Source organism: Brenneria corticis, assembly GCF_003115855.1.
Classification (GTDB): domain Bacteria; phylum Pseudomonadota; class Gammaproteobacteria; order Enterobacterales; family Enterobacteriaceae; genus Brenneria; species Brenneria corticis.
Genome location: NZ_KZ819101.1, coordinates 17,972 through 41,706 on the forward strand (window position 1 = coordinate 17,972; position 23,735 = coordinate 41,706).

General features: G+C 53.1%; 24 protein-coding genes and 1 pseudogene. 7 read left to right on the forward strand and 18 right to left on the reverse strand.

Features of this window, described 5'->3' with window-relative positions; translation table 11 throughout:
* Positions 1–34 precede the first annotated feature (34 nt).
* The 7 genes from DDT56_RS22200 to bglB form a co-directional block, all read right to left on the reverse strand.
* Entirely contained in the window at positions 35–1,150 is a 1,116-nt protein-coding gene (locus tag DDT56_RS22200) for an ABC transporter substrate-binding protein (RefSeq protein ID WP_136168554.1), read from the reverse strand.
* Positions 1,151–1,535: 385 nt separating this feature from the next.
* Positions 1,536–3,098 (reverse strand): rhodanese-like domain-containing protein, encoded by a 1,563-nt coding sequence (locus tag DDT56_RS22205; RefSeq protein WP_136168555.1) that lies wholly within the window; start codon positions 3,096–3,098, stop codon positions 1,536–1,538.
* Positions 3,095–4,609, reverse strand: a complete 1,515-nt coding sequence (locus DDT56_RS22210) for a tripartite tricarboxylate transporter permease (protein ID WP_136168556.1) — start codon at positions 4,607–4,609, stop codon at positions 3,095–3,097. The genes DDT56_RS22205 and DDT56_RS22210 overlap by 4 nt, the downstream gene beginning before the upstream one ends.
* Positions 4,609–5,100: a tripartite tricarboxylate transporter TctB family protein gene (locus DDT56_RS22215; RefSeq protein WP_168197673.1), complete on the reverse strand. Its 492-nt coding sequence runs from the start codon at positions 5,098–5,100 to the stop codon at positions 4,609–4,611. The genes DDT56_RS22210 and DDT56_RS22215 overlap by 1 nt, the downstream gene beginning before the upstream one ends.
* Before the next feature lie 16 nt (positions 5,101–5,116).
* Entirely contained in the window at positions 5,117–6,085 is a 969-nt protein-coding gene (locus DDT56_RS22220) for a Bug family tripartite tricarboxylate transporter substrate binding protein (protein WP_246856862.1), read from the reverse strand.
* 247 nt (positions 6,086–6,332) lie between these two features.
* Entirely contained in the window at positions 6,333–7,619 is a 1,287-nt protein-coding gene (locus DDT56_RS22225) for an ABC transporter substrate-binding protein (RefSeq protein WP_136168559.1), read from the reverse strand.
* 164 nt (positions 7,620–7,783) lie between these two features.
* Positions 7,784–8,926, reverse strand: coding sequence for a beta-galactosidase BglB (gene bglB / locus DDT56_RS22230; protein WP_136168575.1), 1,143 nt, complete (start codon positions 8,924–8,926; stop codon positions 7,784–7,786).
* Between the two features lie 516 nt (positions 8,927–9,442).
* Between bglB and DDT56_RS22235 the strand changes: the two genes are divergently transcribed.
* From DDT56_RS22235 to DDT56_RS22255, 5 genes and pseudogenes are all read left to right on the forward strand, one after another.
* Positions 9,443–10,225 carry an IclR family transcriptional regulator gene (locus DDT56_RS22235; protein ID WP_136168560.1) on the forward strand — a complete coding sequence of 261 codons (783 nt, stop codon included), beginning with the start codon at positions 9,443–9,445 and terminating at the stop codon, positions 10,223–10,225.
* Between the two features lie 14 nt (positions 10,226–10,239).
* The gene (rhmD, locus tag DDT56_RS22240; protein ID WP_136168561.1) at positions 10,240–11,445 is read left to right on the forward strand and encodes an L-rhamnonate dehydratase; all 1,206 of its coding nucleotides are present in this window, start codon (positions 10,240–10,242) and stop codon (positions 11,443–11,445) included.
* Between the two features lie 42 nt (positions 11,446–11,487).
* Positions 11,488–12,291: a 2-keto-3-deoxy-L-rhamnonate aldolase gene (gene yfaU, locus DDT56_RS22245; protein WP_136168562.1), complete on the forward strand. Its 804-nt coding sequence runs from the start codon at positions 11,488–11,490 to the stop codon at positions 12,289–12,291.
* 96 nt (positions 12,292–12,387) lie between these two features.
* Positions 12,388–12,667, forward strand: a pseudogene (locus DDT56_RS22250) (EamA family transporter); the annotation flags it as partial.
* A gap of 183 nt (positions 12,668–12,850) precedes the next feature.
* Entirely contained in the window at positions 12,851–13,171 is a 321-nt protein-coding gene (locus tag DDT56_RS22255) for a hypothetical protein (protein WP_136168563.1), read from the forward strand.
* 1 nt (position 13,172) lies between these two features.
* Here DDT56_RS22255 and DDT56_RS22260 read toward each other — a convergent pair whose 3' ends face one another.
* From DDT56_RS22260 to DDT56_RS22280, 5 genes are all read right to left on the reverse strand, one after another.
* The gene (locus tag DDT56_RS22260) at positions 13,173–13,997 is read right to left on the reverse strand and encodes a DUF4225 domain-containing protein (RefSeq protein WP_136168564.1); all 825 of its coding nucleotides are present in this window, start codon (positions 13,995–13,997) and stop codon (positions 13,173–13,175) included.
* Between the two features lie 75 nt (positions 13,998–14,072).
* Positions 14,073–14,399 (reverse strand): type II toxin-antitoxin system PemK/MazF family toxin, encoded by a 327-nt coding sequence (locus DDT56_RS22265; RefSeq protein ID WP_136168565.1) that lies wholly within the window; start codon positions 14,397–14,399, stop codon positions 14,073–14,075.
* Positions 14,396–14,614 (reverse strand): antitoxin MazE family protein, encoded by a 219-nt coding sequence (locus tag DDT56_RS22270; RefSeq protein ID WP_136168566.1) that lies wholly within the window; start codon positions 14,612–14,614, stop codon positions 14,396–14,398. The genes DDT56_RS22265 and DDT56_RS22270 overlap by 4 nt, the downstream gene beginning before the upstream one ends.
* Positions 14,615–14,752: 138 nt before the next feature.
* The gene (locus tag DDT56_RS22275; protein ID WP_136168567.1) at positions 14,753–14,956 is read right to left on the reverse strand and encodes a 2-hydroxymuconate tautomerase family protein; all 204 of its coding nucleotides are present in this window, start codon (positions 14,954–14,956) and stop codon (positions 14,753–14,755) included.
* A gap of 111 nt (positions 14,957–15,067) precedes the next feature.
* Positions 15,068–15,736 (reverse strand): XRE family transcriptional regulator, encoded by a 669-nt coding sequence (locus DDT56_RS22280; protein WP_136168568.1) that lies wholly within the window; start codon positions 15,734–15,736, stop codon positions 15,068–15,070.
* 142 nt (positions 15,737–15,878) lie between these two features.
* Between DDT56_RS22280 and DDT56_RS22285 the strand changes: the two genes are divergently transcribed.
* Positions 15,879–17,270, forward strand: a complete 1,392-nt coding sequence (locus DDT56_RS22285; RefSeq protein ID WP_168197674.1) for a glycoside hydrolase family 32 protein — start codon at positions 15,879–15,881, stop codon at positions 17,268–17,270.
* A 913-nt stretch (positions 17,271–18,183) separates the two neighbouring features.
* Here DDT56_RS22285 and DDT56_RS22290 read toward each other — a convergent pair.
* From DDT56_RS22290 to DDT56_RS22310, 5 genes are all read right to left on the reverse strand, one after another.
* Positions 18,184–19,095, reverse strand: coding sequence for an AEC family transporter (locus DDT56_RS22290; protein ID WP_136168570.1), 912 nt, complete (start codon positions 19,093–19,095; stop codon positions 18,184–18,186).
* A 16-nt stretch (positions 19,096–19,111) separates the two neighbouring features.
* Positions 19,112–19,291, reverse strand: a complete 180-nt coding sequence (locus tag DDT56_RS25220) for a TauD/TfdA family dioxygenase (RefSeq protein ID WP_136168576.1) — start codon at positions 19,289–19,291, stop codon at positions 19,112–19,114.
* Between the two features lie 302 nt (positions 19,292–19,593).
* The gene (locus DDT56_RS22300; RefSeq protein WP_136168571.1) at positions 19,594–20,250 is read right to left on the reverse strand and encodes a LysE family translocator; all 657 of its coding nucleotides are present in this window, start codon (positions 20,248–20,250) and stop codon (positions 19,594–19,596) included.
* Between the two features lies 1 nt (position 20,251).
* Positions 20,252–21,034 (reverse strand): 2OG-Fe(II) oxygenase, encoded by a 783-nt coding sequence (locus tag DDT56_RS22305; protein ID WP_246856859.1) that lies wholly within the window; start codon positions 21,032–21,034, stop codon positions 20,252–20,254.
* Between the two features lie 61 nt (positions 21,035–21,095).
* The gene (locus tag DDT56_RS22310) at positions 21,096–21,743 is read right to left on the reverse strand and encodes an alanyl-tRNA editing protein (RefSeq protein ID WP_136168572.1); all 648 of its coding nucleotides are present in this window, start codon (positions 21,741–21,743) and stop codon (positions 21,096–21,098) included.
* Positions 21,744–21,840: 97 nt separating this feature from the next.
* Here DDT56_RS22310 and DDT56_RS22315 point away from each other — a divergent pair, with 97 nt between their 5' ends.
* Positions 21,841–22,833, forward strand: a complete 993-nt coding sequence (locus DDT56_RS22315; protein WP_136168573.1) for a LysR family transcriptional regulator — start codon at positions 21,841–21,843, stop codon at positions 22,831–22,833.
* A gap of 419 nt (positions 22,834–23,252) precedes the next feature.
* Here the strand turns inward: DDT56_RS22315 and DDT56_RS22320 are convergent, their stop codons facing one another.
* Positions 23,253–23,462: an MFS transporter gene (locus DDT56_RS22320; protein ID WP_210417070.1), complete on the reverse strand. Its 210-nt coding sequence runs from the start codon at positions 23,460–23,462 to the stop codon at positions 23,253–23,255.
* Between the last annotated feature and the right edge of the window lie 273 nt (positions 23,463–23,735).

A 23,735-nucleotide genomic window follows, 5' to 3' on the forward strand; every position in this document is an offset into this window, starting at 1 on the left:
ACGGAATAGAGAAAACAGACTGCCCGCGCCGGGGTCAGAACAGCTCGTGCTTGCCATTGCGCACCGTGATGAAAATCGGCGCCTTGTGCACGTTGCCGTGGTCGTATTTGGTTTCGCCGGTCACGCCCTGATAAGCCGGGCCGTCGGCCAACGCATCGCGCACCGCCTGACCGGTGAGCGGCTGTCCCGACGCCGCTGCCCGGCGGATCGCCGCCACGCCGACGCCCACGGCGTCATAGGCCAGCGCGGAGAACTGGTCCGGCGCGCGGCCGTAACGGTCCTGATAGGCTTTTACGAATTCGGCCTGCTTGGGATCGCCGGCGAAGAAAATGGTGTGGAACACCGCCCCTTCGGCCGCTTTGCCCGCCAGTTCGATAAATTTGGGCGAGGTGAGAGGAATACCTCCGCCTACCGGCACATTGATCCCCGCCTGCCGCAGTTGCTGAATAAAGATGGACGCTTCCTGGTAAGGCAGCGCCAGGAATACGCCGTCCGGCCTGGCGGCGCGCAGTTTACTGATCAGCGGACGGAAATCTTTGGCGTTGGGCTGCACGCTTTCCAGCAGCACCACTTCTCCGCCGCCTTTTTTGATCGCTTCAGCGGTGGCTTTTCCGGTGTAAACGCCCCAGTCGTCCTGCGAATAGGGAATGGCGATGCGATTAGCCTTCAGCTTTTTTTGAATGGTATCGGCGTTGTACTGCGCCAGAATATCGTCGGTATTGTTCTGCCGGAACTGATAATCGCTCTGTTTGGAGTAGTCGGGATGCGAAGAGGTCGGACTGATTTGCGGGATCTTGGCGTCGATAAACGCCGGCGCCGCCGCCAGCGACGCGGTCGTCGACCATGAGCCGATAGCCAGCACCACGCCCGGCGTGCCGGCGATCTTGCGCGCCACCGTCGCCGCTTCCTGCGGCGAGTTGCGATCGTCTTCGGTCACCAGTTCGATTTTGCGGCCGTCAATGCCGCCGCCGGCATTGACGCCGTCCACATACAGCTCGATGGCGTTGCGGGTGCTGATGCCGTATTCGGCAAACGGCCCGGACAGATGACTGAATACGCCGATCCTGATGGGTTCCGCGGCCAGCGCGTTCCCCGACAGTATAGAAACGGCCAGCGCGCCGGCCGGTATGGCTCTTTTTAATAAACGCATGTCAAATTCCCCTGGTGATGGCTCAATCAAACCCTGCCGGGCAGCCGCTTTCAGCGCTTTCCCGACAGAGGAAAAAATAGTCAAGACGAGGATGATGCTAATTTTTTATTGATAAATTGCATACGTTTTATAAATGATAAGCTTATAAAGTAATCAGATAAGCGCTGCCGATAAAAATGAATTTGCTCAACATAGACGATGGGATTTTGCATAAACCGCTTAACCAACGTCCGCTACGGTCCTCGAAAAAGGTGAGCAACAGGGTCATAGCGGTAAATAATACGGACTACAAAAAGAGAGCCGGGCGGACCCGGCCAGAGAAGAAAGGTTGCGTATCGCGCCGCGCTCGTACCCGGAAACCCCGGCTATGACGCCGCCTAAACGCTTACGGCCGCAGTCTGAATGACGCTCTTTCCTGCGCGTCCAGTTGGTCAATCAGACCGGTTTCCCACGCCAGATAGCGGCGAGCCGCTTCTTTATTGCCCGCATGCCGGTCGTGAACAAAAAACAGGTAGTCGATTCGCTGCGCATCGGGCGGCGCATCGGGCGTAGAGACCAGCGGCAGTCCCGCCGCCCGCCAGGCGTCGATATCGGCGCGGGCGTAATAGACCGGCAGCGCGGCGGGAACCTCTTTTTCCGCCAGCGCGGCCAGGCGCAAATCGTCGGCGACCAACACCACGGGACGCGACTCCGCGGCCAGCAGGCTTTCAATCCGCGGGCGAATGGACCAGACGGCGTTTTCCAGATGCGCGTGGCGATAGCTCTGGCTGGATCTGAGATCGATAACGCTCAGGCTATTTTGCGCCAGCCCCTGCGCCAACCGTGGCAGATCGATGATTTTTTCCGCCGCTATCGCCTCCCGCGCTTCAGGCGCCGGAGGCGATAGTTCGAATTCGGCCAGCAGATAAACCTCGTGTCCCATCTGTTTCAGCCAGCCGGCGATAATGGGCGCGCGGATCGCGTCTGCGTCGGCCAGCACCACCCGCGCGCCGCGCACGCCGATAAACAGATCGGTATTCTGCAACAGCTGGCCGCCCGGCGCATGCGCCGCCCCGGAGAGGCTGCCTTGCGCAAACTCTTCCGCCGTTCGAATATCAAACACAAACAGATTGCGCTGCTGTTCCTTTTTCCAGGCTTGTAGCGTTTCGCCGTCGATCCAGCTTACCCCCTGGCGTACGGCGAAAGCGCGCGCCGCCTCACGCCGCGAGTGCAGGACAGGCGCGGCGCCATCCACCGGCGGGTAGCGCCTGGCGCTGCCCGACTCCAGCGGATATCCCTGCAAATACCAGCCCTGAGTGCCGTTCTCCAGCGCATATACCGGATTGCGGACGCCCGCCGACAGCAGGATTTGCGCTCCCAGAATGCTGCGCGTCCTTCCGGCGCAGTTGATCACCACCGGGATACGCTCATCGGCCACCAGCGAATGCAGCCGGTAGGGCAATTCGGCGTTGGGACAACATACCGCCCCCGGCAGGCTCATCTTGTGAAATTCATCCAGCGGACGCCCATCCAGCAACAGCACCGGCTGCGCCCCTTGCTGCAAGGCATGCAGTTCGGCGGCGCTCAGGCTGGGGGTGGCGTATTCGTGCTCCACCAGTTCGCCGAACGCTTTGGAGGGCACATAAACGCCTTTGAATACCCCATACCCCGCCTGTCGCCAGCCCGAGAGGCCGCCGGACAGGATATAAACCTGCTGATAACCCAGTTCCTTCAGCCGCCGGGCCGACTTTTCCGCGGTCTGGTTTTCGCCGCCGAGCAGCACAATGCGGGTATGGGTCCGCGGCACCAGGCGCCCGACATCCAATTCCAGCCGGCTATAAGGGACGGACACGGCAAAAAGCGGATGCCCTTCGCCGAACTCCCCCGCCTCGCGCACGTCCAGCAAGGCGATTTCACCGCCGTCGTGCAGCCAGGTTTTAACCGTCGCCGCCGCAATCAATGTCGTCATAACGTTTCAGTCTCCCCCAACAGTTTCTGTTTTCTCAATCTCAGCTTAGGCAACAGGGCCAGCAGCACAAATGCCAGCGTCGCCAGCAACAGGGACAGCGAGATGGGCCGGTCGATAAATACGCTCAGGTCGCCGCGCGAAACCATCAACGCCCGGCGAAAGCTGGTTTCCATCATCGGCCCGAGAACAAACCCCAGCAGCAAGGGAACCGGAGAAATATCCAGTTTGACGAACAGATAACCCAGCACGCCGAAAAAGGCCATCACATAGATGCCGAACACGGAATTGCTGATGGAATAAACCCCGACGCAGCAAAACACCAGAATCGCCGGATAGAGCAGCCGATAAGGAATGGACAACAGACGCACCCAGATGCCGACCAGCGGCAGATTGAGGATAATCAGGATCAGGTTGCCTATCCACATCGAGGCCACCAGCCCCCAGAACAGCGGCGGATGGTTGGCCATCACCTGCGGGCCGGGCTGGATATTGTGGATCATCATCGCGCCCAGCATCAGCGCCATCACGCCGCTGCCGGGAATGCCCATGGTCAGCAGCGGAATAAAATTGGTCTGCGCCGCCGCATTGTTGGCGGACTCCGGGCCGACGACGCCCTCTATCGCTCCCGCGCCGAACTCTCCCCGGTATCGGGAGACTTTTTTCTCCAGGGTATAGGCCGCAAAGGCGGCGATGGTCACGCCGGCGCCCGGTAAAATGCCCAGCACGGAACCGAGCATGGTTCCGCGACCGATGGACGGAAGCATCCTTTTTATATCCTTGCCTTGCGGCCACAGCGTATTGATTTTCGTCGTGGCCGCCACCGGCTGCTTTTTATACTGCGCCAGATTGCCGACGATTTCGGCGATGGCATAAATCCCCATGGCCAGATAAACGAAACTGATGCCGTCCATCAGGCGCAATACGCCAAAGTCGAAACGCGTCACGCCGGAGTTGGCATCCGTGCCCACCAGTCCCAGCAGCAGGCCCAGGGTCACCATTCCCAAAGACTTGTCGAAAGCGTCCGACGACAGGGCAATCGCCCCCACCAGCCCCAGCAGCATAAGCGAAAAATATTCGGCGGGACCGAAGATGAAAGCCAGCTCCGTTAAGGGATTGGCGAAAGCGGCCAACAGCATGACGCCGAAACAGCCGGCGATAAACGAACCGACCGCCGCGCCGAACAGGGCGATGCCGGCGCGTCCCTGGCGCGCCATGGCGTGCCCTTCGATCAGCGTGACGGCGGACGAGGACTCCCCCGGAATGCGCAGCAAAATGGCCGAGGTCGACCCGCCATACTGCGCGCCGTAATAGATGCTGGCCAGCATAATCAGGGCCGGCGTGGGCGGCAGGTTGTAGGTAATCGGCAATAGCATGGCGATGGTCGGCACCGGCCCCAGACCGGGCAGCACGCCGATCAGCGTGCCCAGCAGACAGCCAATCAGCGCGTAGAGCAAATTCTGCCAGGAGAGCGCCGTGGTAAAACCGAGGTAGAGGTTATCCAGCAATTCCATTACGCGCCCCCCGGAAAACGCGGCCACAGCGGGAGCAATAGCCCCAGTCCGTAAATAAATACCGCCAGGCTCAGCAGCGTAATAAAGAAGGCGTTGAGAAGGATCTGCCGATAATGCCTGTTATGGCTTGCCAGCCCCGACAAAATCACCAGCAGCGGAATGGCGAGCACCAGCCCCAGCGTCGGCAGCAAAAAAGCGAACAGCAGAACGGAAGCGAGGATCCACAGCAGGATAAAAATATCGCCGCGCCAGTCGAATACCGGCGCGCGCGGCGGGCTTTTCTCCACGTCCGGCTTGCTCAGCCTGACGGAGCGCAGGCTGATAATCCCTCCCAGCAGCGCCAGCAACGCGCTCAGCGCCAACGGAAAATACCCCGGCCCGATACGGGCCAGGTTCCCCAGAGAGTAAAGGCTGCTGTAGCCGACGCCGCCTGCGCCGACAAGAATATAAAATACCCCCGTCAGAAAACTCTTGTGATCGACGATGCGCATGGCATTAACGCCTTGTTTATTGCAGCTTGATGCCGGCGGACTTGATGATTTCCGCATACGTCCGGCCCTGCTCTTGCAGTAAGGCGTCAACGTCCGCGGGCGTATGCGGCTTTGCAATACCGAAGCCAAGGTTCTCAACGCGTTCCTTGACCTGCGGCGTATTCAGCAGCGCCTGCACATCGCGATTGATTTTGTTTCTCACCCCGTCCGGCGTGCCGACAGGCGCCAGCAGCCCTTGCCAGCTCTCCACCGAGAACCCTGGCAAGCCGGACTCGGCAAAAGTCGGGACATCGGGCAGTGCGGGAGAGCGATAGGACGTGGTGACGGCGATGGGCACCAGACGACCGGCGCGGACATATTCCGTCACCGCCGCCAGGGTGATCAGGGTGGCGTCGATATGCTCGCCGATAACGTCGACCGCCGCCGGCGCACCGCCGGAATAAGGGATAAAATTCACCTTGATATCCGCCTGGCGATTGAACTGTTCATGGGCGATATGGGCGATGCCGGCATTGCCCGGCAGCCCCACCGTAATCTCCCCCGACTTTGTTTTGGCAAGGTCGATGTACTCTTGCAGGGTGGAAACGCCCAGACCGGGACGCACCACCAGAATTTGCGGATTGACGACCGCCTGTACCACGCCGGTCAGATCGTCGAGCTGGTAACCGGGATTCGGCAGCAACAGGGTGGGCAGCACCGCCGACTCGCCGCGCAGCAGCAGGGTATAGCCATCCGCCGGCTCGCGAGCCGCCTGAGACGTGCCGATTACGCCGCCCGCGCCGGGAATATTTTCCACCACCACCGACTGCCCCCATGCCCGGCTCAGCTCTTCCGCCAGCACCCGAGCCAGCTTGTCCGCGCTGCCGCCCGCCGCAACCGGGACGACGATACGCACGGTCTTCCGGGGATAATTTTCATCAATGACCTCACCGCGGGCGCCAACCGTTGACAGGGAAAAAAACAGCGCGGCCAACCACAACATCACCTTTTTCAAGGCATCTCCTCCAGCCAAAGGAATTAATGGGAAAATCCGGGAAGACTTATTTGAACGCATCGCATTAATAACAATTGAAATTAATGCAATTACATTAATTCCCTACGGAAGGATCTGAAAAGAAGTTTTCCTCCTGTCTAAAGCTAATTTTTTGATAAACCGGTGGGCGTTGTGGGGTTATGACGGACGCCCGCCGGGGTAGATACCCCGGCGGGCGTCCGTCAACGTTGGCTATTCGTTAGAAGAATCTTTTTAACAGCCGTTCCGCCTCTTTGGGGAACGCCGTGGCGATTTCATCCAGAGAAATTTTTCCTTGCTCCAACCGTTCAATATACGTTGTCATAAGCGATTGAAATTTCGCATCTTCCAGAAAAGTGGAGACGTCGATTTTACCCACCAGCCCTTCCATCTGTTGCAGCGATTTTAATTGCAAATTGTCCGCGTCAACCATCTTCTGTTGCTGGAGAATTTGCACCGCCTTTTCACTTACCGGTATTCCCCGGTGCAGCCCCATTGCCGTAACGCCTCGCGGATCGTTGAGTAGGAAATTCACCAGCTGCGCCGCTTCTTTGACGTGACGCGTATTTTTCCCGATGGAAAAAATCAAACCTGGTTTAAAGAACAGTCCTGACTCTTTGGCGCCGGGCAGCATGATAAACGGGCCAAGAACGTAATCGTCGGGATTTTTCAGATTAGGCGCATAGATGCCATCCGTGGTCCAAAGATATTTCCCGCCAAGCTGCCCGTTCATCCACGGCCGCACTTCCCAGGGATTGGATTTTCCGAAAGAGGCATAATAAGAAACGGCGGGCGGAATGACGTGTTCATCGATCAATTTCTTATAGAAACCAAAAAAATCAAGCCATTGTTCTTTACTGTAATTAAATTTCTTTTTCTCTTCATTCACCATCGGGATATTATATTTCTGCACCATATAGGTGTTCAGAATAGCCACGATCTCGGAATTGGGATAAATGGATAACGGATAATAATCCTCTCCCAGTTTTTCTTTAAACACTTTCCCGGCGGCAAATAGCTCATCCCATGTGGTTGGGTAGCTTAAGCCGGCTTTTTTCCAGGGCTCCGCATTGTAGTAAAAAAGTCTGGCGGTAAGAGAAACCGGCACGCCGTTCAGCCTCCCTTCGCGCACCACCATACTTTTCGCGCGTTCGCTGAATTGGGATAAATCAATATCCTTATCCAGCTTATTCAGATCGTAAAAGCCATCCCCGGTCTTGGAAAAAACCGGCAGCCAGTTCCAGTTAATCTGCATTACATCCGGTTCGGAATTACCGGCTACCTGCGTCGCCAACCGCTGTAATTGCCCGTCGAAGCCTCCCGGTTCGGATTTTACCTTTATACCGGGATAGGCCTGTTCAAAAGCGTCAAGCGCCAGGCGCGTGGCCTGATGCCGCTGATTGCCGCCCCACCAGGACATACGCAGTTCAATGGTTTGCGCCAGACTGGTCAACGGAAGCAACAACATGGACATAATTAATAGCGTGGAACGAATTATTGAATTCATACTATTACCTACCCTTATTTTCGGTTTAGGCCGCCGGGGCTTATCCTGCTTACGGCAATAAAGCCCCCACCCATATTCTTACCGAATCTGAATTGGGCGCGTCAGATTGACGACGACGCTATCCAAGAGATAACCTTTAATTTACAGAGAAATTAATTAAAGGTTTAAATATAAACCCTAAGGTATTCCGTCAGCGCCACTATTGCCATTGATTGCCCATAAGGCATTGGCGTAATAGGTATATTGCGATAAAAATCCAGATCCCGGCCGACGGCGGTGCCGAAAGAAACCTTATTTAGCTGTCCGTTTTCATCAATATTATCCAATATTCCCTTAATCGCCTTTTCGCCTATTACCGCGTACTCTTTACTTATATAGCGCTTACGTACGGCTTTCAGTATTCCATAAGCGAACCCGGCCGTAGCGGAACTCTCCAGATACGATGAGGGATCGTCAAGCAAGGTATGCCACAGGCCGCTTTCATCCTGCCATTGCGCCAACGTCTTGATTTGACGCTCAAGCACTTGCTGCAAATAGCGGCGCGTGGCATTTTCGGGAGGGACGTCAAGGAGTTCCAGAAGATCGGGAATCGCCATGGTAATCCAGCAATTTCCTCTGGCCCACAGCGCCTCGGCGAAATTATGATTGCCGTCAAAGGTCCAGCCGTGGAACCATAAGCCGGTTTTTTTATCCATCAGCTGCTGGGTATGGAATAAAAACTGGTAGACGGCTTCCTCGACAAATTCAGGTCGATTAAATAAACGGCCTATTTTCATCAAGGGCAGTGCGCACATCATTAAGGTATCATCCCACAGCTGCTGATGATTTTCCCGGTTGGAATTAATATGCTGCAACCCTTGGTAATCCGTGCGCGGCATTTCATATAATACCCATTCCGCCCAATCTTCCAGGTAGCACCGCCAGCGCGAACACGGATTTTCCTGATATAGATAAGCCAGCGTTAACAATGGGCAAACGGTATTGACATTTTTTATCGGCGCATCTTCTTTGGCAAACTGTTCGGCAAACCACTTATCCATAATCTCTTTGATATCTGGATTATTGGTTTGGTTATAATATTGGTAAAGTCCATACAAACCAACGCCTTGCACCCATTCCCAGCTATTCCAGCTTTTCGAATCAATAGAGCGGCCGTCGTCAAGATGGATAAGAAACTCCCCTGTTTCATCACGGATATTTATTAAATTATTAATAACACTTAATATTTTCTCATTTAATATATTTTTAGGCAGCAGAACGTCTTTCTTGCATAGCAACTTATTGTGTTTCACAGGGAAAACCGTCATACAAATTCCTCTTATTTTGTTTATTTCTTCAACTCTTCCTGGCATTAAGAGTAAAATTTTCACTTATTAATTTAATAAAAAACGCTAAGACCATGATGTTCCCTATCGTTAACATTCCAAAATACTGGACTTAAGTCTTAGTCTATAAAAACAATCTCCATGGAAAAGGGAATCATTTATGTGATACCTATCAAAATAATTCAACCTTGAATAAAAAGAGGGTGATAAAACCTGTTAAATGTGATTTTGAACACGGATTTTTAAATAGCAAGTACAACAGGTTGGATTGCTCGCCTGGCAATGGAGGAATATCTCACGTTATTGCCTGCACTCCCGCTATTAAAAGGCCGATTACCGCTCAATATAATAGGCTGTACTCGCGATACGAGCCGCATCACATTATTCGCACTCTCCCCCGACCCAACCGGGAATAAAACGTTTGATTTTGAAGTAGGTCGCATTTCCTGATGCGCATCGGAATAACACTGTCTCCATATCATCAAACTGGAGTCTAGTATGTTGGAATCGACGTCTGTTCCAGCGCTGACGCGCGCTATCGCCATTCTCCACTTTATTGCTCAACGCGGCCCCTGCACGGCGGCGGAAATTATCGACGGACTCGCTTTACCGAAAAGCAGCACCTACCTGCTGCTGGCGGAGCTGAAAAGGCAACGCTTCATTGCGATGGACATTTATGACAATTACTGCCTGTGGACGCGGCTGGTTGAACTGGCCGGCCATGCGCTGGAACGGATGGATATCCGCGAGATCGCCCGCAAGCGCCTGACGCTGCTGATGCAGGAGACCAATCTGCTCTGTCATCTGGGCATTATCGACAACGGCAACGCCTATTACATTCTTAAAATCGAATCGACCTCCACCATCAGCGTGCGTTCCCATGAAGGAAAAAGCCTGTCGCTCCACCGTTCCGGCATCGGCAAATGTCTGCTTGCCTGGCAGCCGGAGGAGGAGCAGGAGCGCATTATCGCCGGCCTGCGCTTCGTCGCGGTAACGCCGCGGACGCTCAAGAACGCCGCGGCCCTGAAAGCGGAATTGACGCGTATTCGCCTCCAGGGCTGGAGTTTTGATAACGGCGAAGACTATCCGGATGTGCGCTGCGTCGCCGCGCCTATTTTCAATGCCCGCAACGAACTGACGGCGGCGATCTCATTAGTCGGGACCAGCCTGCAAATCAGTGAGGAAAATCGCGAATACCTTGCCGGCCAGGCCATCGCCTGCGCCAGGGATATTTCCCGCCTGCTTGGCTGGCGCAGTCCGTTAAATCAACATGCTTCATAAGAAGGGAATACCAGATGACCTTGCCAAAAATTAAAACCGTCCGCGCCTATTTCTCCGGCGGCGCTACCGCAGACAAAGCCGGCGGCGGCGGCGATTATCACGATCAGGGAGCCAATCACTGGATCGACGATCATATCGCCACGCCAATGAGTAAATATCAGGATTATGAACAATCGCGCCAGTCGTTCGGCATCAACGTGCTCGGCACCCTGATTGTCGAGGTGGAAGCCGACAACGGACAGACCGGTTTCGCCATCTCGACCGGCGGCGAAATGGGGTGCTTTATCGTCGAGAAACACCTGAACCGCTTTATTGAAGGGAAATGCGTCAGCGATATCAAACTTATCCACGACCAGATGATGAACGCGACCCTGTACTATGCCGGCTCCGGCGGGCTGGTGATGAATACCATTTCCTGTATCGACCTGGCGCTGTGGGATCTGTTCGGCAAAGTCGTCGGACTGCCGGTGTATCAACTGCTGGGCGGCGCGGTACGCGACGAGCTGCGCTTTTATGCCACCGGCGCGCGCCCGGACCTGGCGCAGGAAATGGGGTTTATCGGCGGCAAAATGCCCGCCCACTGGGGGCCGCACGACGGCGATGCCGGAATTCGCAAAGACGCCGCCATGGTGGCCTCCTTCCGCGAAAAATGCGGTCCCGACTTCTGGCTTATGCTCGACTGCTGGATGAGCCAGGACGTCAATTACGCCGTCAAACTGGCGCACGCCTGCGCGCCCTACAACCTGAAATGGATTGAAGAGTGCCTGCCGCCGCAGCAGTACGAAGGCTACCGCGAGTTAAAAAAACGCACGCCGCCGGGGATGATGGTGACCAGCGGCGAGCACCACGGTACGCTGCAATCCTTCCGCACGCTTTCCGAAACCGGTATCGACATTATGCAGCCCGACGTTGGCTGGTGCGGAGGATTGACCACCCTGCTGGAGATTGCCGCCATCGCCAAATCCCGCGGTCAACTGGTGGTGCCCCACGGCTCTTCCGTTTACTCCCACCATGCGGTGATCACCTTCACCAACAGCCCGTTTAGCGAATTTCTTATGACCAGCCCGGATTGCAGCGAACTGCGGCCGCAGTTCGATCCGCTGCTGCTGAACGAACCGGTGCCGCAAAACGGCCGTTTGCATAAATCGGCGCTCGACAAACCCGGCTTCGGCGTGGAACTCAATCCCGATGCGGCGATCAAGCGGCCGTATAACCACTAAACGCGGCCTGATGCTGCTCATATACGTTGACAGGAAAACAGAATGCACGATCCGTTACTCAATCCGTTTAAAGCTGGTTTGGCGCGCGGCGACACGCAAATCGGGCTGTGGTTAAGCAGTACCTCGTCCTATCTGGCGGAGATTGCCGCCACCAGCGGTTACGACTGGCTGCTGGTGGACGGCGAGCATGCGCCGAATACGATTCAGGATCTCTATCACCAACTACAGGCCATTGCGCCCTACCGCAGCCATCCGATCATCCGGCCGGTAGAGGGTCAGCGTGCATTGATAAAACAGATATTGGATATCGGCGCGCGCACGCTGCTGGTGCCGATGATTGATACCGTCGAGCAGGCGCGCGAACTGGTGGCGGCGACTCGCTATCCGCCGCAGGGCGCCCGCGGCGTCGGCGCCGGCGTGGCGCGCGCGGCGCGCTGGGGGCGAGTGGAAAACTATATGGCGCGGACGAATGAAGATCTCTGTCTGCTGATTCAGGCGGAAAGCAAAACCGCGATAGAGAATCTGGATGCGCTGCTGAAGGTCGACGGCATCGACGGCGTCTTTATCGGTCCGGCGGATCTTTCCGCCTCGCTGGGATACCCTGACAACGCCGCGCATCCTGAAGTACAAAAGGTGATTGAGCAAAGTATCAAGCGTATTCGCGACGCCGGTAAAGCCGCCGGTTTTCTTGCCGTCGATACCGTCATGGCGGAAAAAGCGATCGCCTGGGGCGCCAATTTCATCGCCGTCGGCGTGGACACCATGCTGTATACCGAGGCCCTGGACGCCCGGTTAAGCCACTTCCGGCGCAACCGCACTTTTACCGCGCCCAAGACAACGTATTAAGCATAAGCAAAATTAAATTGGGGAAAAGGGCCGCAAGCCCTTTGAGGCTGCTGACGAGGCAGTCTGGTTTCAGCGGGTACGACAAATCTATCCGGGATCAAGTATCTCGCCATCGGCGGCGAGGCAATGGCGTTCAGTTTCCACGCTATCGTCCACCTTGCGCTGGCTTCCGCGGCGATGGGATTCGGCTACGCGGCCTGGAACATCGGCATCCTGCACGGCAACGTCACCATTCTCGCCGGCGCGTCCTACTTTATCCCGGTGCTTTCCGCCGCCCTGGCCGCTCTGGTGCTGCCCGCTGTCGTTCTGGCAAGGCGCGGCCATGGTGTGCGCCGGGTCGATTCTCTGTTGGGTGGCAACACGCCGCGAACGCTGAACCACCTATTGTCGCCCACCGGCACGTGGAGAAACGGATCGGGGAACGATCAATAACGATTTGGGACATGGAAGGATACCTACTAGTGACACATTATCTTGGGCGATAACACGGCCAAGGCTACAAAACGTTTCCCCCGCGCGCTATGATAATGCTGGTCAGCGTTCACCAACAGGAAAGATAATGAGCGATACGGCGATGGAAAAAAAACTGGCAGAACACGGATTCTCAGACAAAGAAATTGCCCGGTTAAAAGAAATTTCCATACGGGATAGTGAGAACTATCTCTCATTGCTTCATGACTTGCGCAAGCGATTTTATGCCGGCGTATTCATGAGTATCGCCATGATTGTTATCTGGTGCGGTGCCGTAATCGTGAATGCTTCGGAGCATCTTATCGGAATTTCTGTTGCGGCTATAGTCGTTGTCGGCGCCGTTTATTTTATTACTCCAATGCGTCTGGCAAGCAAAGCGTTTTTCTTTCTTGGTAGAAATAAAAATTAGTTTACCGACTGCTTTCAGTATGCTCTTTCCCAGTATGAATATCGTACATAAGTTTAAGCTTTGGCCCATTTCCGACAATTTTTAGCGCCAGAGCCGTCTTACTCATGTTTTGAAAGTTCCTGACATAGTCGGTATTCATGTATCTGAATAATCTCCACGTATCAGGTTTGAGAGTAAGTCGTGCCAGCCCATAGACGGAAAGAGCGACATCCAAGCCTGTATACGCTTCCCGGCCGACACGTTGATCGAATCCAAGAAACTCTGCGGTAGCTATATATCCGCTTTTAACAAAACCGGTGTGATCTTTCTCTCCTAACAGAGCATAGACTTTTTCTTCAACAGAATTTATACCATGCATGGTAATCATAAAACCGGCACCGATACCCAATACATTACCCGTTGCGACAGAGCCTGCCATGATTCCAAACCCAACAACCACCTGAAATACGCCAACAACAACACCGATGCCGTTTATAATATATCCAATCTCTTTTTCATATCCTTTAATTAACTCTACAGACGCATGAATCACAGCTTGCCCTGACCTAAGCATCCGATCCTGAATTAAAAGATAATCGCGCTCGATTTTTAAATTTTGCAGGCATTCCTGGCATTCAGATTGAGAGTTTGAATTACGGATCGTTCTCAACTGTGTATCAATAAATGCCTGAATTTCGGTTTGAAAACGAACTCGTGTCAGACCATCTTTGATATTAAAAGCCGATACGGCATATACGGTGCTGCGCAAATTTTGCGCCTCAAGATTTGCCATCGACAGGAAGTAATTGGAAAAACGGTTACCGTTGTTGCCCAGATAAATATCCATAGCGATTCCTTTGCATTTGGTTCGTCCGACAAACAAGGTTAAGGAAAAGGCGAGCGCGCCACAAACGCCGCCCCTTCACTTCGCAATACCGAGGAAAAGCGCCAGACTCCGCTCAACCTCGACCAGCGAATCGGCATCAATGCTGCCAAACACAGGCCCGACCTTCTCGCGTCTGACGGTTATAATTTTATCGATCATAACCTGCGAAAGCTTCTGCAAGCCGTTGTCCGCCGTGGGCTTAACCTCAATTCGCAACAAAGGCGCGGCTACCAGCGCGCCGGTAACCGGCAGCACGGTAACGCTCGCGCTTTCACTGAAATGATCGGCCTGAATCACCAACGCGGGCCTTGGCTTGCCGAAGTCGCCTTGCACGGCGATCGTCACAAAATCACCGCGCCTCATTCCGTCCAGCCATCCACGTCCGTTAATGCATCATCCATCAGTTGCCGCAGTTCGGCATCGTTTTGATCGGCCTGCGCGACCAGATCAGACTGGCGGCGGCACTCCCCCACGAAATCTGGACGCCGGGTATCAGGCACCCAGATTTGCACCGGGCGCAGTCCGGCCCGGCGCAATGCGTCGCGGTGCTTCTGGACGCGGGTATTTACATTCGCCATAACCTTCCTCCTCTCTTGTTACATGTAACAAAATAGCCCACCTTAGTGTTACATGCAACAGCAAGGACAATATCCTACGCCGGCCCTCCGCCCATATTCGTTGAGATACAGGGCGGATAACCTATGCCAGAAACGCGGCTATTTGGCGTTTTTTCTCAACTCGGTAACGGGAACCCCGCCGATGCCCCAGTTGTCCGTCTCCACTTCATCAATCACTACGACGGTAGTTTTCGGATTTTTATTCAGAACGTCGACCAGCAGTTGAGTCACCCCCTCGATCAGTTGGCGTTTCTGTTCAGCGGTAGCGCCCTCATTGGTAATTTTAATGTTTACGTAAGGCATAGGGTCTCCATAAGTGACCAGGGTTGAACAACACAGGCGGTACTTCTTCAAGAGAGACGTACCGCGCAAAGGGAAGCGACTCAGATCCGCACCCGATTTTCGGGGATCCGTTCACCCCAAACGCTTATAGTCGATCGACTGACGCAGCAACACCTTCGCCATAATGTGAAACTGCGCTTCATCATGCTTGTCGACGGACCAGGGCTGATATTTCTGATTATCCGACAGCACCAGCAAACGATCTTTCAGCATCTGTAACCGTTTTACGTGCAGCGTAGCGCCATACGTGAAAACGTAAATGCCATCCCCCTCAAAAGTATGGACTGAAATATCCACAAAGATCTGATCGCCAGGTTCAATGGTGTCCGACATGCTGTCGCCGTTCACCGTGATCACTTTGATCACGCTATCGGGCTTGCCGCCGAACAAAGTCCTTCCCTGTCTCTGACTGTACTCGATCGCTCTGACCGTTTCGACGAAGTCCGACGAGACGATCTGCCCGCTGCCCGCGCTGGCGCTGATATCCAGAATCTCCACACGATAGCTGGCGTCGGCGCGTTCATCCTGGGCCGGCATAAAAAACCAGTATTCGGGATAACCGCTCAGCGCCGACAACGCCTGTAACCGCTTGCCGGCAGGCACATTCTTCCCACTCACCCAGTATTGGACGGATTGTGGCGTGACCCCCAGTTGCCGGGCAAGCTCGGATTGGCTCCAGCCGTTTTCAGCCAGAACCTGAGCGATGCGCGCGGCGCAGAGCGAATGAGTATTTTTTTTCATGGCGTCAAATTCGATTTGCATTATTTAACATTTTCAATTTAAATTTTTATGGTTACAAGTTTTAATTGTAATTCACGTTTGATGTTAGATGTTTCATCTCATCTCAATTGAAAATATTAGCAAATATACAGGAGTCACACCGATGATCATTACCCTTGAGCAATACGCTTACAACTCAAGTTTCCACCTGACCAGCCCAGAACCGGGCTTTATGAATGATATGCAGACGTTCGTTTATGATGAAAACCAACGCCTGTGGCACGGATACTATCTGTGGAACGGGGACTACTCCTGGGGAGGCAATGGTTCTTCCTGGCGTCATTACGCCACATCGAACTGGGAGAATTTTACCGATCATGGCGTCGCTATCCCCAAATACCAGACCAAGGAAGGGGATGCGGCCAGCGGTTCGATCGTGATTGACAACGCCAATCTGTCCGGATACGGCGCGGGCGCCTGGCTGGCGTATGTCACCAGCTATTGCTGCGGGCTTCAGACCACGAATCTCTGGTATTCCACCGATAACGGATACACCTTTTCTCCCTGCGAATCCAACCCCGTACAGCCGAATACGCTCCACAAAACGAATTACCGCGATCCTTTCGCCTTTATCCATGACAACCACGTCTATCTCTATCTGGCTGAAGAGAGCGAATTAGGCGTCTATCGATCCGCGACCGGCAAAGCGCCGTTCGATTACCTCGGCAGCGTTCCGATAGAATACATGGGTATGATTGAATGCCCGGCAATAACGACGCTGCATTGCCCCGATCTCAAGATGGACAAAACGGTGCTGGTGTTCGGCGGCAACGGCGGCGGGCTGGACACCAGCGGAACCTTTCTGCATGTCGGCACGCTCGATGACAACATGCTGTTTCAGGCGATCGAAACGCCGACGCCGCTTGCACTTGACCTCGGCGCCGATTTTTACGGCGCCCATATCGGCTACGAGACGGAAGGCGCTTACGACAATCTGCACTGCCTGGCATGGGTATCCAACTGGAGCTATTGGCAGTGTACGGCGGCGCTTCCGGCCGTCGACAGCAACGGCAACATCGGTTGCGCCAGCGTGCCGCGCAAGGTGACTCTGCGGTATCTCGACAACCGTTACCGTCTGGAAACGGAGCCGGCTTTCGACGTGCCGGCCGGAACGCTTATGACGACGAAAACGGCGACGAGCGCCGGCAGCTACGCACTTGATTCGTTCAGCAACGGCCGCGGCCGTTTGCGCATCACCCTTGAGGACAATAACGCCGAAAACCTGACGCTCACCATTGGCAACGATAAGTGGCGCATTTCGCTGGCGCTGGTTTCCGCCACGGGCGTTTGCACCGTCACCCGATGGTCGATCTTGTTGGAAAACAACGCCGCTTTCCTCAAACCTCACCAGATAACGTTGCCAGCCGCGCCGACGAGGTGGGATGTGCTGATTGATCGACAGGTGGTGGAGATTTTTTTCGACACCGGCACATCAGCCACTTTCGCCACCTTCAGCGACGGCGAGGCGGCAAACGTCGTTTTCGATGTCGCGTGACTCGTTGTCGAGTGTAAGTACACCCGCTGTAGTTGCACACACGTTTTGAGATTTCCGTGCGAAAAAGAGACGCCAAATAAGAAAATAGCAATCACATTCTGGATCTGTGCTTCGGTAACTTCTGTCGGTTCGACGGCAATATAGCCGACGATAGGCGAACCTTCCTGGAGACGCGCGACGCTCCCCCTACTCCATCTTTACTCTGCCGTCCGAGATGATCTTCGGCGCGTCTGAAATAACGAGCGGGGAAGCGGGGTTAGCGTCGGGATCTGGCGATTTCCCACGGCACGGTTTTCCCAGGGTGCCGCAAGATCGGCATTGCCGTCGACCACACACAGTGGCCGCCCCGTTGAGGGATCAAACAAAAGGTATAATAGCCTGATGCGGCTCGCGTTCTAATGCACGATTAGTGGGCCAAAAACCTGCAGCTTTAAATCCAAGTATCCCACGTGACGGAACATTCCCCAGACTTAATGCCAATAGACCCCTCCTGTCGACAGTTGCTCCCGAACAACACCTGATCCCTGCTCATGCAGGATAAACGACTCTCTAACCGTAGCCATTCTGCTGCCATCTATGGCTTTCTCTGGCGTTGCGACGTCAGCCGACACCATTTCTAAAATCAGAAATAGTAGAAATATTGCCCTGGGGGTTTGCGACTCTGGCGCCCCCTTTCCTACGTAAATAGCCCTGGGCAATACATCGGATACCATGTAGGTGTCCTATCCCGTCTTGTGATGCTGTGGTCGGATTACCCATGAGTGGGACACTGAAGATACTATTCACGACGCCTGATGACAAACTTGCCGAAGCTTATGCCATTGAATAATTCTTGGTGAGTTGTCGAACAGTGCAGGCAAGATGATTTCTGGCATGCACTCAAGGTGACTCTAAGCATCACTGGCTAAATAATTCAACCAGCAAGCCCGTGAACCCAAGCGACAGCCAACGGGACGGTAACGACTGCCAAGACCGTGCTTACCATCACGGAGAAAGCTGCTTTTTCGGGGTGTACGCCCAAGCTATTCGCGATGACCACGGTATTGCCGGCCATAGGTGTCGCCAGCATCAAAGCGATCACAGCAAGCGTTTCCAAAGAGGTCGGCATTAGAAGATGGAACACTGTGCCCCCGGCAATTGGATAAACCAAATGCTTCCATCCGATGGCGGCGACCAGGAAGCTCCAATCCACCTCCACCTTGCGATATGAGGCTAAGGTTATTCCAATAACCATCATCCCTAAGACGCTGTAGGCACCCTTGAAGTTAGACATGCCAGAGAGCAACACATCCCCCAAATCAATACCAAGCCCTTTAAAAACCATCCCGATGATAGCCGCATAGAGAATAGGAAGCCGTACAATTTTCCCTAAACTCTCCTTCGTATTCAGAACACCCTTTGCAGCGATGAAATAGCCAACTGAAAATTCATAGAGATTAATTCCAATTATAATAAAAATAGCCACCGCCACTTGCGTCTCATTAAATAATGCAAAGACCAAAGGAAGTGCGAAATAACCCGTATTACCGGTTCCTCCCGCAAAAGAGAAAAGATTGACTCGCCCATCGTCCCATATGAATCTGGCCAAGAAATAGGCAATAGAGGCCGCAATAGAGGCCGTCAGCAGAGCCCCGAGCGAGTACCGAAAGTAAGTCCAATCCGCTGGAGATTGGAGTATGGAGACAAATATAACAAACGGCGAGATCACATATATCAATAACGCGGATATATCTTTTGAGCTCATTTTCAGCTTGGCCCCCATCCCCCAACCAAGTCCCGCGATAAATATCAAGAACAGGACCCTCACCACCACTTCACTTATCATTTTTCTATCCGCATATTCATTCATTGAGCCAAAGTACAGTACCGGCCGTGACCATGTAAGAACCATAACACCGCTGCAACCAACGCCTTCCCTTGATCTCTCCCCGTCCATGCACACATCTGAGGTTACTGAACACAACCAGGTCTCCAGGCTTCCAGTGCTTGGTTATTGCCACACGCTGCAAGGCAGCACGCAGCTGTTCAGTATTTCAATATTTGGAATATATTTAAGAGCCACCCTTGAACTACTCTCTATAACCTTCCTTTCAATGGCTCCACTGAATTGAATTTCTTCTAGCTCTTCAATCCACTGCGTGAGAACCAAGGATGAAATTTGCACCATTGGAGCATCCTCTTTATCACTCTCATTTATTTGCGTCAGATAAAACACACATCTCGCAAAAAGCAGATGTATTTCATCGACATCTCAACAACATCATGGCGTTATTTTCAATCGAAAGCACGAAACGAGAAAACAATAACCTACAGTACTGAATACCTACGCAATTAACCTCGAAACAACCTCCCATAACAATCGAACAGAAAATATTATCAGCAAGCAGCCCATTAAGCGCTCAAAAAGGCCACCAATCCGCAGAAACCTCTGCCTTATAATGTAATTTGTAAATATTAGGCTGACCGAAATAAACCATGCAGCATTCACTGAGCACATCCACAAACCATAGAAAATCTGAATATGCAGCGGAGTGGATGAACTCACTAAAGTTGTAAATACGGCCAAAAAGAAAAGTGTCGCCTTTGGATTGGTTGCATTGGTCATAAAACCCAAAGAAAATGACTCTCGGAAATTTACACTCCGACTGATTTCATTAGCTTCTTTCGGAGCATCTGCCACATACGCACCAGCATTTCTAATAAATTTGCAGCCAATATAGAATAGATAGCCGCTACCCAATATTTCAGCCAAACTCATTAACCATGGCGTTGTATGCATCAATGCCCCAATACCAAACAGAGTATAAATGACATGGATCGATATTCCCGCACCAATCCCAATCGCAGTTCCTATGCCCGCTTTCCGCCCAAAACGCACAGCCTGCCGAATAGTGACGGCAAAGTCGGGACCAGGAGCAATAACAGCAAGAAAGTGAACCCCTGCGAGAACTAAAAACTCGCCCATGTAGCCGAATGACATATCAACTCCAGAATGAAAGTGGTGCCGCGGGTCCGCGATACCCCACAAAACACGACAAACTTAGACGGATGTCATCAGCCCCAACTGTCACTGCGTGCATACAACGGGAATTGAACAGCACCAGATCCCCTGCATCCGGACGAACCTCCAGAATCGGGGCGCCTAGCATTGCAGGGTCAATGCCATATCTGTCACCCCGCATCTCATCAAATTCAGTGGGTGACAACTCCCTATCCCATATTTGCAGAGCACCGCCCTCACTCGGCATTGACAGGTACACATTCGCAGCAAGTTGAGCCTGCAGACTGTGCGCCTGGAAACAGTCAGGCGCGTCTTTGGAAAATATGTCGCGATGAGCCAAGAAGGTCACTCCAGGTCTCACGACTCGAGAAAGCTCAACATACATCTTGCGCCCATACAGCGTTTCAAGCTGCGCTCCGGCTGGCCATACTTCATCTAACTTGCATCTCAATAGATCTATCGGCGACACATATGGCATACATCGCTGTCTGAGTTCTTCAATATTCTGAAATACACTTTCAAAATAATCAGAAATACGAGGGGGATGGTTTTCAGCTTCATAAAACGCCATGCCAATTCGGCCGATGCCAGGCGCATTTAAATATTTATCAAATCCCTGCCTTAAAATTTTCCCAGCCAATTTTCCGCCAACTTCCTCATTGACAAATTGTTTAAATCGAATGGCTAAGACATTCCCCTTAACAAGCTTTTCGATATCATCAAAACTCAGTTTATTCGTTTCTATGAGCATTTTTTCTCCCATATATATTTTTCTGATTGCGGAAAAATGCCATTGAACTCAGACGACCTTAAGCATCAAGACATCAATCTGTGTGTTTAACGTCCATTTCATAATGGACAGTCAACTGGTTCTTTTTCTTCTGAAGCGATAAGACTTTTAATCCGTGGAGCTCAACCAAGTTTTTTACATGTGTTCCACCGCATCCATATGCGGAAAAGTCACCGAAACCGACTTCTCTGTAGCCATCTTCTCGGATTTTGACTTTGCACGATAAATTCTGAGAAATAAGGCTATTGCACAAAAGCTGCAGCTTTCCCACATCAACCGGCTGACTGTTCTCTCCGGGCTTGAACACGACGCGTGCGTCTCCTGGCCAGTGGTGCGCTTTGATTGGGTGCCAATCAAGCTGTTCCAACACGTGGCCAATCAAATGACCAGCCGAATGTAGTTCTGAGTGCACCCTACGCCGCTCTCCATCCACTCGAGCGTTGTTAGTTCCTAAAGGCACTTCACTGGAAACATAATGGATAATTACCCCTTGATCCTCACTCACATGAGAAACTTCAGCATCCCCAATCCATCCGAGATCACAGGGCTGCCCTCCGCCCTGTGGGTAAAATGGTGTGGCGATCATCTGTAATTCGTAGCGACCGTCCTCAGTGTCCTGACAACGCATCACTTCTACCTGCGCAAACAGGGCATCGCTCTCCCAATAGAGTTTCTTGGTCATATTTTATTTCGTCTTGTTTCACCTTCTTGCGGATTTTTATTATATGGAATAATCTCCCTCGAGATAATCCATCACGAAATCAAATAATTTTTGCGCCATGAGCACAAATCAAACCACAGCCTTGTTAGGCGAAATGACGGTTTTCGCAAAGGTCGTTGAGACCGGCAGCTTTTCTGAGACAGCCCGGCAACTGGGCGCGACTCCCTCTGCCATCAGCCGATCGGTAGCCCGGCTGGAGAAGGCGTTAGGTACACGGCTATTGCAAAGGACGACGCGTAAGTTGCGCCTAAGCGAGAGTGGGCGCGAAGTCTTTGAGCGTTGTGTGGACTTGGTGAACGCAGCTCAGGCTGTAATGTCCGTGTCTGACCGTTTCAACATCGAGCCACAAGGCTTGGTGCGCGTAAGCGTGCCAAAAGCCGTTGGTCGTTTCGTCATCCACCCGCATCTCGCAGACTTTCTGGCCTGCTACCCGAAAGTCGATGTCCAATTGCTGCTCAAGGACCGCTATGTAGACCTGATAGACGAGCAAGTGGATTTGGCAATTCGCATCACGAACCGCCCGTCCCCTGGCCTAATGGGTCGACGGCTCATTGACATCGATCACATGCTGTGCGCGACTCCGAAGTACTTGGCCAAATTTGGCACGCCAACACATCCCCAGGATTTGAAGAAACACAACTGCATCTGCTTAGGAGAAGAGCCTGGCGACTCGCGGTGGAAGTTCCGTCAGGGCAACAAGAGTGTCACCGTAGGTGTACATGGCCGATATGCAGTCAACCATACGGGAGCGCGACTCGACGCCGTTCTCCATGACCTAGGAATCGGCAGTCTGCCCTACTTCACGGCAAGACACGCATTGCAGCAGGGGCACATCGTTCAAGTTCTACCGGACTGGATATTCAAGACGAATTACTGTGGGGAGGCATGGGTTCTTTACCCGCCCACGAGGCACCTTCCCCCTAAGCTCAGCGCCTTCATCAACTTTATGGCGGGACGTTTGAGCCAAGAGCCAACATTAGGCAAGCCCCACAAACTTAACAGTCCACCGGCCAAGTCCTCTCCCTACGAGTCACCCGAAGCAGAGACTTGATGCCCAAAATGCCACCATAGAGATGCCATGGACTCTTTATCCACAGATTGGCATCCAAGCGGCTCGATTCAGGGTGATGACCTGAAATGGCCCATCCAGGTTTGTCCGCCCGGTCCCTTGAACTTGACTGGCACGATGCGGCCTGTGTTGGCCGAAGCCCCGGAGTCAGGCCCAGTTCTTGTAGGCGCTGGTTGATCTCGGCGATTGCAAGAAAACCACATCATTGGCACGAGTCCCTCAATATGGGAACCTGGCTATTCCTATTGTTTGCTGATGCTTCGGCCTTTCACTGGTAGGGGCATGGTTCCACGCACTGTGGAGAATCGAGCTGACCGCTCTCGATCAAATTATCCGAGCCCTCAAAATGGGGCGTGCCGTCATACTTGCTCCTAAAGAATTGGCGAGTTATTTGAATAGGGTCAGTCATGCTTTTCTCCTCGGACTAACGACTGCGCACGTTCAAGAAATCTTTTCCGATCCGTCGCCAGCAGTGGCAAAAGCGCGCCTGCCAGCAGGAGCGCCAGTCCGAACCACAGTGACCGGTTCAAGTTGTACGCATCGGCTATCCATCCTGCCGCCATTGGCCCGATGGCTTGGCCAACAGAGAACACCACGGTGAAGAGCATCATCCCTTGCGCCAGTTGTTCGACCGGAAGCCGCAGGAAACGAGACAAGCGCTGAGTTGCTAAATCTTAGTTTATTAAAGTTAATTTGATACTGTTAGTATCAGTCGAGCCTTGAAATTAGCCTTGTTTTTGGTGGCTCGCCAAGTAAACGAATTAGCGGCGCCTTTAGACAGCAATCAAAGCTCAATCGCCCTTCCCGATTAATATTATCCCCGAGCCAGACATAATGATCTTGCCCAGCGACGGTGGACACTGCCTTAAGCGAGGTTTCTTTCC